Source organism: Rhodopirellula maiorica SM1 (genome assembly GCF_000346295.1).
In the GTDB taxonomy this organism is placed as follows: domain Bacteria; phylum Planctomycetota; class Planctomycetia; order Pirellulales; family Pirellulaceae; genus Novipirellula; species Novipirellula maiorica.
This window is the reverse complement of sequence record NZ_ANOG01000315.1, coordinates 1-12193: the sequence shown is the minus strand read 5'-3', so window position 1 is coordinate 12193 and position 12193 is coordinate 1. Positions and strand designations below refer to the sequence as shown.

11 protein-coding genes are annotated in these 12193 nt (G+C 55.2%); 4 read left to right on the top strand and 7 right to left on the bottom strand.

What is annotated here, in order from left to right; all coding sequences use genetic code 11:
• Positions 1–1044 (top strand): Gfo/Idh/MocA family oxidoreductase (locus RMSM_RS10245; protein WP_040765243.1); only part of this gene is annotated, 1044 nt, incomplete at its 5' end.
• Between the two features lie 175 nt (positions 1045–1219).
• Here RMSM_RS10245 and RMSM_RS10240 read toward each other — a convergent pair.
• The 4 genes from RMSM_RS10240 to RMSM_RS36675 form a co-directional block, all read right to left on the bottom strand.
• Positions 1220–1918 carry an AIM24 family protein gene (locus RMSM_RS10240; RefSeq protein ID WP_008695115.1) on the bottom strand — a complete coding sequence of 233 codons (699 nt, stop codon included), beginning with the start codon at positions 1916–1918 and terminating at the stop codon, positions 1220–1222.
• Between the two features lie 124 nt (positions 1919–2042).
• Positions 2043–3146, bottom strand: a complete 1104-nt coding sequence (locus tag RMSM_RS10235; protein ID WP_008695114.1) for an alanine racemase — start codon at positions 3144–3146, stop codon at positions 2043–2045.
• Positions 3147–3234: 88 nt separating this feature from the next.
• Positions 3235–3873: a DOMON domain-containing protein gene (locus RMSM_RS10230; RefSeq protein WP_236622078.1), complete on the bottom strand. Its 639-nt coding sequence runs from the start codon at positions 3871–3873 to the stop codon at positions 3235–3237.
• A gap of 268 nt (positions 3874–4141) precedes the next feature.
• Positions 4142–5950 carry a BBP7 family outer membrane beta-barrel protein gene (locus tag RMSM_RS36675; RefSeq protein WP_144057542.1) on the bottom strand — a complete coding sequence of 603 codons (1809 nt, stop codon included), beginning with the start codon at positions 5948–5950 and terminating at the stop codon, positions 4142–4144.
• A gap of 240 nt (positions 5951–6190) precedes the next feature.
• On the opposite strand from RMSM_RS36675, the gene RMSM_RS39730 reads away from it, so the two are divergent.
• Positions 6191–6373 carry a hypothetical protein gene (locus tag RMSM_RS39730; protein ID WP_144057541.1) on the top strand — a complete coding sequence of 61 codons (183 nt, stop codon included), beginning with the start codon at positions 6191–6193 and terminating at the stop codon, positions 6371–6373.
• 153 nt (positions 6374–6526) lie between these two features.
• Here the strand turns inward: RMSM_RS39730 and RMSM_RS10210 are convergent, their stop codons facing one another.
• The 3 genes from RMSM_RS10210 to RMSM_RS10200 form a co-directional block, all read right to left on the bottom strand.
• Entirely contained in the window at positions 6527–7555 is a 1029-nt protein-coding gene (locus RMSM_RS10210; protein ID WP_008695106.1) for a DUF1573 domain-containing protein, read from the bottom strand.
• A gap of 410 nt (positions 7556–7965) precedes the next feature.
• Positions 7966–9153 (bottom strand): glycosyltransferase family 4 protein, encoded by a 1188-nt coding sequence (locus RMSM_RS10205; protein WP_040765248.1) that lies wholly within the window; start codon positions 9151–9153, stop codon positions 7966–7968.
• Between the two features lie 174 nt (positions 9154–9327).
• Positions 9328–10149, bottom strand: coding sequence for a polysaccharide deacetylase family protein (locus RMSM_RS10200; RefSeq protein ID WP_008695104.1), 822 nt, complete (start codon positions 10147–10149; stop codon positions 9328–9330).
• Between the two features lie 204 nt (positions 10150–10353).
• Here RMSM_RS10200 and RMSM_RS40855 point away from each other — a divergent pair, with 204 nt between their 5' ends.
• Together RMSM_RS40855 and RMSM_RS10195 are read left to right on the top strand one after the other, a co-directional pair.
• Positions 10354–10491 carry a hypothetical protein gene (locus RMSM_RS40855; protein ID WP_160168274.1) on the top strand — a complete coding sequence of 46 codons (138 nt, stop codon included), beginning with the start codon at positions 10354–10356 and terminating at the stop codon, positions 10489–10491.
• Positions 10492–10644: 153 nt separating this feature from the next.
• Positions 10645–11988: a Gfo/Idh/MocA family protein gene (locus RMSM_RS10195; RefSeq protein ID WP_008695102.1), complete on the top strand. Its 1344-nt coding sequence runs from the start codon at positions 10645–10647 to the stop codon at positions 11986–11988.
• Positions 11989–12193: the final 205 nt, after the last annotated feature.

Here is a 12193-nt window from a genome sequence, read left to right as displayed (position 1 = left end):
GGAACCCAGTGCCGCAGCAGCAGTGCATGCCAAGATGCCGTCCAATTCATTGCTGACGGTGGAATCGGAGAAGTTAATTTCGCTCGCGGGCTATGCTACAAGCGACGCAAATCGATCGGACCATTGGGCGATTACCCGGTTCCTGAAAAAGTGAACTTCGATTTGTGGAGTGGACCTGCGGCCTACACCGATCCCAAGGTCACGCGTCAACGATTCCACTATGATTGGCACTGGCAACGTCACTATGGTAACGGCGATTTGGGGAACCAAGGTCCTCATCAAACCGACATCGCCCGCTGGGGACTAGGCGTCGATCGTCATCCCAATTCGGTGCTCACCTACGGTGGACGACTCGGCTATAAAGCCGAACGCAAAGATCCCGACTACGTCGATGCGGGAGACACCGGAAACACCGAGATTTCGATCTACGATTACGGCGACAAATGTATCGTCTTTGAAACGCGCGGACTTGATTGCTCGACCACGTCGGGCGATGAAATCGAAACGTTCTTTGGCAAAGGCAAGGGCAACAAGATTGGCGTGATTTTCTACGGCAGCGAAGGCTATGTCGCGCAAACCTCCTACGGCCATTGCGCCGCGTTCGACAAGAACAAAAAGTTGATCAAGGAATTCAAAGCGGGTGGCGTCGGCGATGCCCACTTTGCCAACTTTATCGACGCTTGCCAATCACGTGACGCATCCTCGCTGAACGCCGATGCAAAAACCGGTCACTTGTCGGCCGCGGTTAGCCATCTGGGTAATATCTCGTACTACGTGGGCGAGCAGAATCATGCGTCCCCAGACGAGATCAGCAAAGCGCTCGAAAAGATCAAAAGTTTGGATGATAACCAAGAAACGCTGCAACGGACGGTCCAGCATTTGACCGCCAATGGCGTCGATCTTGACAAGACACCGCTGTCGCTAGGACCTCACCTGCAGTTTGATCCCGAAGCGGAGCGTTTCATCGACAACGACGAAGCCAACGCGATGTTAACTCGCGAGTACCGCAGCGGCTTCGAAGTCCCCGCAGCCGAGAACGTCTAAGCGGTTCGGGACTGTAAAAACAGCCGGCCTACTGATCACGGTTCGGTTGTGTGAAATGATTGCCACCTCTCCTCCGATTTCGTCGGTGGAGAGGTAATGGGTGGTGGAGAGGTAACGGAGGAATACGCAAAAGGAAAATCGGAGCGTCTAGCTCCGCTGCTACAACGTCCGATCTCTAGTTGCCGCTCTGAAAATAAACTTCCTCATACGGCTGGACGACCACAAATCCGTTGCCTTGAAACCTCAGTTGCAACGATTCGCCTGAGCCCCGACCGAGGAGTGTTTTCCACTGCACATCGGTCTTCAATTCGGGCTCGATATTGCCCGACCACAACACGGTCGCATTGGGGTCGGTGATGACGGGCTGCGAGGGTGAAACCGGCAGCGTCAATGGATCATAATGCGTCGTGACCGCGACCATTCCGGTGCCTTCGAGTCGGATATTGAACAAGCCGCCTGCCAACATCGCGGTCATCTTCTTCATCATGCGGATGTTGTAGTTCAGCGACATCTCGAACGCCAACAAATCGTTGCCGTTGACCGAAACCGCTTCATTGTCCAATTGCAGTATCGTGATCTTCTTTCCCGCATCGGCGCAAAAAACCGAACCTTGCCCCGTCACCTTCGTTAACGACGTTCCCTCGCCCGACATCGCCTTTTTCAGCAAATTCCCAACGCCGCGTGACAAGACGCCTTCGCGTTCAAATTTTACTTGCCCCGTGTACGCCACCATCGCGCCCATCTTAATCCAAACTTCACCGTTCAGATTGATGTCGAGCATCCGCTCGGACTCGAGCTCAAAGAGACCTTGGTTTAAGTCGCGATCTTTGGTTTTTTCTAAAAATGCTTGAAGCGAATAGCGATTGTCAGACACCGTGCAAACTCGGGGGCAACAAGAAAGGGAAGCGTAACGATCCGTCCCCCACAACTATAACGCGTCATTCCACCACGATGTTGCCAAACAAAGGTCGCTTGCACTCGGGTGGCAAACCGCTGCATCAGTGAACCATCCCGCGTGCGTCAATCGCTAACCGTCTAGGCGGTTGGTCGCGGTCCACCAGAATCAGTTCGTTTTGCAAATTGACACAGGGACAAATGTGGTTTGGCAAGATACGAACACGGTCGCCGATCTGCGGACTCCAATCGCTTTCGCCCAATTCGATTTCGCCATGCTCTTCGCTCAATCGAGCGACCTTTGCACCCGGATGGTCGACCAGCAACCCGAAACCGGATTGCGGATCAGCGCCACACGGATCACTCGACAACATCTTGCTTCCTGCATCGATGACCGCTTTACCTTTGACCGCAGTGCTAATCACGGTGGCATGCACCAAGGCGGCACAATCGTCAAGTGTCGCACATTGCCAACGCACACTGTTTAAATCGTTAAAGATATAAGTGCCGGGCCGAATCTCGCTGATTTCAGGAATCAAATGCGTGTGTTTCGCGGTCGGTGTGGATCCGCCCGAAACAATCGTCGGTTTTAGACCCGCATTTTCCAGTGCGTCTAATATGCGAACCAATTCCGCACGAACGTTTGCCATCCCCTCGCCCACGCCATCATGATTGGGGACGACGTGACCAGGAAAAAACATCACGCCGTCAAATCGCACATTCGGCAGCGACTCGATCTGGCGTGCCAAATTGACCACCGACTCTGGCACGCCAACTCCGGTGCGATGATGACCGACATCGAGATCGACAAGCAGGCCAATCGTGCTGCCGGATTGATCACGCAAATAATTTGAAATTCGCTCCGCCGCTTGCGGACTGTCGATGCCCATGCGTATTTGGCGGTCCTTGCACAAAGTCTCCAATAGCTGCATCCGCGGCGAAGTAAAGCAGGGATACGCAAGCAGGATATCTTCGGCATCGGTGGCGGCCGCAATCGCCTCGGACGGCTTTGCCGACGTCAATCCGACCGCTCCGTATTCCAGCTGCAGCTGCGAAAACAACCGCGATTTGTGTGTCTTGATATGCGGCCGCAAACGCAGGTTGTGCTCGGCGGTGTAGTCCGCCATCGACCGCAAGTTATTTCTCACTGTCGGCAAGTCGACACTCAGCAGCGGAGTAGGAAAGGCTTCGATCGATGAGCTGGCCATGGGAACACGCCTGCGAAAAAGGAGGGGGGAATGGTGGGAAGTGTGGTGGGAAGTGTGGTGGGAAGGTTACGAAGCGGATCGAGAGGAACTAGGCCAGCACGGCTTCGCCCCACAAACTGGGGTCCTCCAGCACCGGGTACTCGGGGCCGAGTGTTAGCGTTTGCCAGCCAAGTTCGCGGTCGACCACCGCGTAATAAAGACTGACTCGAGGTTGGCTGGCGGGATCAAACCCCGTCAATCCGCTGGCGGGCACAAACCCAGACATCTGATATCCATCGTGACGCGGGTAGGCGGCAATCTTTAACTCCGTTGGCGAAACCGGTTTGGGGTTCGCCCGAGCACGGTTGATCGGAATCCATGCGGCGACAGGGTGTTCGCGTTTGGGACCGCCTCCGGCTGGCATCCACAGAAAACGGTGGCAATACTGCGTCGCCCGGTGGATCCCGGGGCTACACCGCGTATCGATCCAAAAATGAAACCCGTCGCTGTCGTCCAATCGCGAATCACGGCACCACGGCAATTGCCGCTTTCCGGTGACATTGACGGTCAAACCAATCCCGCCCGCGTTCCACGCCATCCGTACATCCGCAAACACCGGTCGCTCACCCAAGGCGCCAAACGACGGCAAACGGCACGTCTCGGGAAGCGTCAGCCCCTTGCTCGACCATTTCATCTCGTCCTGCAGCAAACGAATCTCGAAGCGGAACAAAAAGGAGGGGTCGATCAAAGATGCCGGTTTCGTCGGGGGGGGCAATTCGCTCAAAACGGTATCACTTTGATGGAGAAGATTTCCAAGAGGACGCTACGCGTATCAGCCTAATCTTTATCGCAATCACCATCCATCCGGGGCGATAAAACGCCGCAATTTCGGTGACCTTCGGACACGAAAAACACCCTGGCCGGTTTCCCCGCCAGGGTGAGTCGTTCCGACCGAACGAGCAAGCGTCACGGTCAGCTGTCTTGTAAAGACGTTTTCAAATCAGGCTGCGATGAAACTACCAGTTGAAATTCATTCCGACGTAGGCACCGTGCAGCAGTAGCGAATCGTTGGCGTAAACCCCACCGGTGGTCGAGACCGAGCTGTAATCTTGGTCCAGCGAATCGGTCGATGTTGCCACACCCGTAGCACCGAGCAAGCGATAGCCACCGCGAACGGTCCAAGCGTTGTTCAATCGATAACCGAGTCCGAGGTCGATTTCACCAAGCCCGGCCAATACCGTATCACTCGAGTTGGTGTTGACGAAATCGGATGGCATTGTCGTTTCATAGGCGTAACCCGATGCCGTACCGATACGCTGCGACATTTCCGCTCGGTTCCCGTAGATACCGAATTTGCCACCGATGCCAAGGTTGCATCGTTCATTCAGACAATAGGTCAACATCGAACCGTATTGGTAACCGAACATGTTGTTTTCAACATCGATGTTGTAATACAAGTCGGTTGCTTGGTAACCACCGGATCCATCAATGTTGGCCGCAAATTCAAAGTCATCTTTGAATTGGAACCAGCGGAAACCGTGACTGGTCTGAACTCGCACACGACCGCTGCAAGCACGTACCAGAGGACCGGTTGCTCCACCGTAACCGTTGCAGGGGTCGACCAGACCCAGACCCAAGTTGGCTCCGACGCCACCGCAAGCCCCTTGGCTGCACATCGCTGCGGCCCGTTGAGCTCCCATCAAACCAAAACTGGTCAGATTCACTTCGATGCCTTGGACTTGGACGTTGCGTCGCACTCGATAAGCCGCGGCATTGTCATACAGATCATAGACAGTATCGACACCCGCACCATTAGGATCGATCGAGATGTTGTTCCAAGATGCCATCGGTGCGTAGTAGGATCCCGCAGTCACGATCGTTTCCGATTGACTCGGGTCAAAGTTCATGTAGGTGGCACTCAATCCATATCGGCCACAATCCAAGTAGCGACCAAAGGTCACGTCATAGCCCAACGTGGAACCGGGATCGACAATGCCGGTCGTGACGATTGTGTCATAGCCAGTGTCGAACGCGATCAAGCGCCGGGCATGGTTGGTTTCCATTTGCCAGAACAGCAGATTGAAACTTCCGTACCAAGGCGCCAGATTGGGACGGCTTATCGGTGTGGCACACGCACCGGTGTTACAGTTTTGTCCCGCGAACCCTTGGGTCGTGAAACCACTACCAAAATGCGGCTGCGGTCCCGTGTAGGGCGACGATCCATCAACCAATGGCATATCCGCAGCCGATTGCGGAGTGGTCCACTGAGTCGGCGGCTGGTGAACGCCCGGTTGCGAGTAACCTTGAGACGCCCCCGGAGGGCAAGCCAATCCAGGCTGACCGCCAGTGGTTGCGTACGGCACCGAGCCGTTTGGCTGAGCGGGTTGTGGCTGTTGAGGTGCGTAGCCAGGCGAGTTTAGCTGCGGCCCAGCTGCATGTGGCTGTGGCTGTTGTGGCTGTGCCGGCTTAGGTTGCTGCGGTTGTGCCTGAGGAGCCGCTGTTTTGCTGGGCGCCGCAGTCGCGGGCACGCCTTTGGGTGCCGGCAAAATCTCGGTCGTATTCTGCTGCGGTGCATTCACGGGGCCGCCCGTGGATACCGTATGCAGGTAACCGTTCGGCTGCATGCTTTGCTGCGCCATCGTAGCTTGCTGTGGCATCGGAGCTTGCTGCGGCATGGCCGGTTGCTGAGGCGGAACGATATTGAAATTGTTCCACTTCGAAGGCGCTTGGTATTGCCCCATCGTGGCTGGGTTCTGTGCCGATGCGACGTTACAAACGCTGATGCCTAGGGCAATCGCAACGCACCGCATAAAATTGGTTCTCATCTATAAACTCCTTTTTATAACTTTCACCGAATCAACTTGCTGGTACAACGAAAAACGTTGACCTCAATTTGTCAGACTATTTCGCTAACCAGCATCGCCTTCGTGATTCGTTGTGCGAACCGAAGATCGGCGTGTGGTCCGTTACCCAAAACAGTGAAGCGAGGTCGTCACCGAATCGCCAAACGAGCGGAAACCGGGTTGCCGCCCATGAAACGTCAAATCAGCTGCTAACGATCCGTGTTGAGCTGTTTTGCCGCGATTGATTGGAATGACGACTTTGCCATGTTGAAGGGGATCGTCAATTGGGTGGGTCGTACTGTGCATCTAAAACGGATTGCGACCACCAATACCGGTCGTGACGACATCAAGACACGCAAATTGGTTGCCACCCCCCTGACGCATTCAACCCCCGCATGCAGATGAACTTCGCTAATCGGCAAAGTCTGCCAACTCGAAGTCTGCGAATCGGAGGGTGCCAATCGGATGGTGCGTGAACCGCGAGGATCCAATAAAAAAACGCTTCTCGAAAGGCTCGAGAAGCGTTTCATCGTGGTCACAGTGCGAAATACGGTTTCATTATTCCGAGCGAACGTCGGCAGTAAGCAGTGCTTTGGCTTGGACCGATTTGGTACCCGAGGTCGAGATCACGACAGGCTTTCGATCGCTTCCGGCAGCCTCGGTCGGGGTGAAGCTGACGTCGAGCAAGAAAGTGGTGCTTTCAGCGGTCGGACGCTCAAACTTAACGTCCCATCCTTCACACTCGATCGAATCGATCATCACAGGTTCTTGGCTGCGAATTACCAATCGTTTCGAAATCGTTTGCCCTGGTTTGACACTGCCCAACGCGATCGATTGCGGAGAAATGCTGAGCAGACTTTCGACTTGCCCGCTCACACGCAGCGGAACACGAGGCATCGAGCGATCATTGGTGACCACCGTCACTTCGTCTTGAAAGAAACCTTGCGGAGCGTCTTCTTTGATCGCCACGGTGATTTCATAGTCCACACGTCCGCTGCCACGGCTGATCTGCTTGAACGTTGGCAACAACCACGATTTGTTGCTGACCACGTCGGTCACCGCCCAATCGCTGCGTCCCGCATACAGAATCTTGGTCGTCTTCGATGCGGTTTCGCCCTGCGTTGTCCGCCCAAAGCTGATTTCGCCTGGGTGAAACACCATATCGCTACGGATGTAGCCATCCACCACCAGTCGCGTTTCCGCATAGAACGGTTGATCTACCACGACGGTTAAGGTTGCTCCTCGCTTGCCACGGAACGTGCCAGTGTTGAATCGGGCTAAAATCGCCCCGGTTTCGCCAGGTTGAACGTATTGGTTTTCGATGATCGGGGTGGTACATCCGCAACTCGCTCGCACCGATTGAATGTGCAGCGGCTGAGAATAAGGATTGTGTACCGGGAACCGGAATTCGGTCTTGGCCGCCACAGCAACCGTGCCGAAGTCATGCGCCTTGACTGGGAAAACTTTCTGCGACCAATCTTGCGATTGCGCTGAGCGACTTGCGAGCGTTGAAACCGTGAAAACACAACTGCTGATCGCCGCCAATACGATCGCTTTGTGAGAAATTCGTTGAAGGTGTAGGATCATTTACTTCTACCTGTGATAGCAACCGCGGTGAGGGGTAAGAATCGCACGCGACACACACTTCTCAGAGGGGGGTTGCAGTAAGATTCTTTGATGTGACCATCGGACCAATCTTTGTCAGATTAACGGTGATTTTCATTCCGACAAGGGAAACTTGCCAGATTCTACCCTCATTTGGCGGGAATAAGACGTAACAGTTATGCACGCAACGGCAACATAGGAACAATGGCTAAGCACGGCACTTTAGGTGGAATCAAGTCGACTCTACCAGCGTGTTCGTGAGGACCATCGTGGCAACCCTATGGCCATAAATGCGCTTCATCTTGTCCGCGTCGACGAGGGTGAATGCTGCTCTTGGCCGATCTATCAAACGGTAGCTTTAAAAGGGGGCGGACATCGTCAAATCGCAATTATTAACACGAAATACTTTTCGATGCTTCACGCGGTGTCGACACTTTGCCCCCCTGAGGTGCCAGACAAGGGACCGATCGAACTTTTGAATCGTACAGTCGCGTCGCAAGCGACTGGTAACCTCGCACCATCGAATCGAGCGATCCGGTGGCGACGACGCGATCGCGTCCGTTTTCGCCCATTCGTCGCGCGGCTGCAGGATCGTTTAACAAACGCGTGACCGCCGCAGCCATCGCTGGCACATCTTCCGATGGCACCAAGTGGCCCGTGACTCCTTCGATCACCGATTCGGAGATGGACCCAACGTCGGTGGCGACGACGGGAACGCCACACGCCAATGATTCCAATATCGAGACGGGCGAGGCTTCGTTGAGCGACGTCAGTGCAAACACGTCCATGCCGGCGACCAATTCCGGCGTATCGTGGCGGGTTCCCAGCAAGTGAACGCGCGAGCCAAGATTCAATTCGTCCCGCAGTTTTTCGATTGCCGGTCGTTCGGGGCCGTCGCCGACAAGCACCCAATGGGTATCGCCAAGCCGTGAATCACAATTTTGATCGCGGATCATCGCGGCGGTGTTCAAGAACATCGAGTGATTCTTTTCGCTGCGAAGCGCCGCGACCAACCCAACGACCGGTGCATCGATTGGGATTCCCAACTGTTCACGGAGCGATTCTCGTGCGGTGGGTGAATTCCGGAATCGATCGCAATCCACTCCGTTGCGAATGACGTTTACTTTCGCTGCAGGAAACCGTTCGAACGAGGTCAAAAATTCGCCGTGCGAATCCGCCACCGCGATAAAAGCATCGGTGATGCAGGTGAGTTTGCGATTCAGACGGCCAACGCCATCGGGCCATCCGGTGGAATGAAGTGCTGACGCAATCACGGGCACCCCCGCCAATTTAGCGGCAATACGTCCCCAAAACATCTTGTCGCCTGCGCCCACCGTGATGACGACATCGATCCAGCGACGGTACATCAATTGAACCAAGCGAGGCAGAACGCGCAGGTCGTATTTGCTCGACAGTAGATGAGTATGAATTTTAAATTCGCTGGCGATTTGTTCGCCCAGAGGACCAGCCTCTTTCAAACACACCACTTCGGGAATCATCACTTCCGGGTCCATCCGTCGCATCAGATTGACCAACAATGTCTCGGCGCCTCCCACCGGCATGCTGGTGATCACAAACAAACAGCGAAGCGGTCCTGCTTTGTGACGCGGCGGGACGGGACGATAGATCTGTTGAATGCGATTGAACATAGTTTTCGCTGGGGCTGGTTGTCGCTAAGAGTGCGGCTGGTACGTGTGCTCATCAATCGACCACTCCGTTTCGCTGGCGGCTGGGATTTAGCTGCTGGCGGGGATTTAGCTGGCGGCGGGGAATGAGCTGGCGGCTGGGATCTGGGACATCGGCATCGAGATGGGGGACAAGCCAGCACCGCCAAGATTCGAGCGTGATTCGATGGAGGTCGGTTTGTGATCGGATGACCGACGCCTTGGCAATCGGTAGTCCACTCGGGGTTCGCGTCGCAATTTCCGCGGATCGAAGCTGAGCCAATTTTTCATTCGCGAGAAGCAGGGATCTCCGTGAAAGCGGCGAATGTGAAACGAGTCACGCCCGACGGTGTTGTAGGCACCGAACGCGCTACAGAAACCGAGCATGCCGCATCGATAAACCGCATCGATCACCATCGATGTCAATTGAGAGGGCATCCCATAAGGCACTGCAAAATAGCGAACCGGGCGACCGATCCACTGCTCCAATTCGTCTTTTGCCGTGGTGACTTCGTGGTGCACGACACGAGGATCGTACACCTTCGAAAAATCGACGTGGTTGCGGGTGTGCAATCCAATCTCAATTCCCGAGTCCGAGATATCGCGAAGCTGTCGCAATGTGTTCGGCGGCAGCGGCACCCCGGCATCGACATCATGGGGAAAGGGATTTTGCTGCTGAACATGACCGATGGCCACAAAGTAAACGCAGGGAATTTTGCGTTCGGCTAAAAGCGGCAGGGCGAAATCACAGTTCTCGGCGTAGCCATCGTCAAACGTAAAGGTCAATGTGGGGCGAGCGCAGTAGTGCTCATCGACTCGCTTTTGCAGTTCGTCCAGTCCGATCAGATCGAACGATCCTTGGCAGTAATCGACATGTCGCAAAAAATTCTCCTCGCGAGATGGTCCAATCATTGGGATGGGTATCCGCGACGCGATGATAGAACGAGACACACAGCGGCGAGATGCCTTCGCGAGCGAGGATGCGATTGCGGATTGCTCGCACCGGCGCGGCCAATTCGGTTCGCGCCAACAAAGCGGCGGATTTTAACACGTTCATCTCGATGGGCTCCCTGGGGTCGGTCGAGAAACAATGGTCCCTCTACAGAGGTTTACCTCATGGACCGCGTGATGATCCAACAAACCGCTGAGCAGGTCGGCGGGAAGTTGACGCATCGAAACGATTGCAACGCCCATGACGATGATATCGAATGCGTCAATACCTCGCACACCACGATGACGTTTGCTGTATCCTAGGGGGGAGGCGGAATCCATGGTCTCTCGCGGCGAACGTCGTCGCGATCCCAGTCGCCATCCTTTTTTGGGGGTTGGATCGCCCTCATTGCCAGAGCCCACCTTCACCCCATTGATTTTCCCACCTTCACTCAATCACCGAGGCCAGAAACTCGCATGAGCCAACCGACCACCCCCACCTCAAACGCGTCCGCTGAAACCCCGCAACCCTCGCGGCGTCAATTCATCCAACGCGGCAGCGTGATTTCCGCCGGCGTGGCGTCGTCCATGGCGACCACGCGAGTCCTTCGCGGCAGCGAGGTTGCAGAATCAAAACCCGAGCCGATTCGATTGGCCCTCGTCGGCGCTGGCGGACGTGGCAGCGGAGCGATCAACGATTCGTTGTCGATTAACGACAACGTCAAATTGGTTGCCGTCGCGGATCTGGTCGAACAGAAATGCCAAAACATTTGCAAATCGCTCGCGTCGCGTTACGCCGACAAGCTAGACGTAAAACCCACCGACATGTACCACGGCTTGGACGCCTACAAACGCGTGCTCGACAAAAAAGACGTCGACGTCGTGTTGTTTGCAACCCCGCCCGGATTTCGTGCGCCGTATGTGTTGGACGCAGTGGATGCGGGCAAGCATGTGTTTGCGGAAAAACCAACTTGCGTCGATCCAGCCGGTTACCGCCAATGCATCGAGGCCGACAAAAAGGCGCGAGCCAACAACACCGCCATCGTGACCGGAACCCAGTACCGCCGACAAACCAATTACGTCGAAGCGATCAAGCGAATCCATGAAGGCGAAATTGGCGACATCATCAGCGGTACCGCTCGCTATTGTTCCAATGGCATTTGGTATCGCCAACGCAAAGACGGGATGAGTGACGCCGAGTACCAGCTCTACAATTGGATGCACTTTGTATGGCTTTCGGGTGACCAAATTGCCGAGCAAGCGGTCCATAACATTGACACGATCAATTGGATCATGGGCGGGCCACCGGAATTGGCATACGGCGGTGGCGGACGGTTCACTCGGCCGAACGACAGCGAAATGTGGGACAACGTCGCGGTGGACTATGTCTATCCGGGCAACCGAGTCATTTCGTTTATGTGCCGGCAAATCCCCGCTACCAAATCCGACAACAGCAACGTGATCTACGGCACCAAGGGAACTTGCACAATCCTAGGCGGCAACAGCGGAGCATCGATCAAGACTCGCGATGGCAAGACGACTTGGGAGATGTCCGGTGACATCGGTGCGGCGTACAAACAGGAGCACAAAGACCTGATCGATTCGATTCGCGAAGGCAAACCGATCGTTGAATTTGCCGAAACCGCTGCCAGCTCGTTGACCGCAGTGCTCGGACGCATGGCGGCGTATACCGGACAAGCGGTGACGTGGGACTTTGTCGCCAACGAATCCAAATTGGATCTGGTTCCACGCGATCTGGATATCAAGGGTCCAGGTGCACCACGCGGATTTGCTGTTCCTGGAATCGAGAAGTTGACCTAGTTAGGCTACGATAGGAACCCGGCGAATTTGATTCTTTTCTTCTACCGATGCAAACAAGGTCATGGCGACTCCTCCATCTGACCCCATGACTTCCAAGCGTGATCAACGGGCACAGCAGAAAACGTTGCAGCGACGAATGACCCAGCGGCCTGACGCGCCGCCGTGGCGTCAAACGATGTACGACGTCATTTTCGAAGCTGATACG

What these genes read in the sequence shown, in the direction of transcription:
- RMSM_RS10235 (WP_008695114.1), bottom strand. Translation starts at nt 3,146, where the DNA reads ATGGCCAGCTCATCGATCGAAGCCTTTCCTACTCCGCTGCTGAGTGTC.
- RMSM_RS36675 (WP_144057542.1), bottom strand. Translation starts at nt 5,950, where the DNA reads ATGAGAACCAATTTTATGCGGTGCGTTGCGATTGCCCTAGGCATCAGC.
- RMSM_RS10210 (WP_008695106.1), bottom strand. Translation starts at nt 7,555, where the DNA reads ATGATCCTACACCTTCAACGAATTTCTCACAAAGCGATCGTATTGGCG.
- RMSM_RS10200 (WP_008695104.1), bottom strand. Translation starts at nt 10,149, where the DNA reads ATGATTGGACCATCTCGCGAGGAGAATTTTTTGCGACATGTCGATTAC.
- RMSM_RS40855 (WP_160168274.1), top strand. Translation starts at nt 10,354, where the DNA reads ATGGACCGCGTGATGATCCAACAAACCGCTGAGCAGGTCGGCGGGAAG.
- RMSM_RS10195 (WP_008695102.1), top strand. Translation starts at nt 10,645, where the DNA reads ATGAGCCAACCGACCACCCCCACCTCAAACGCGTCCGCTGAAACCCCG.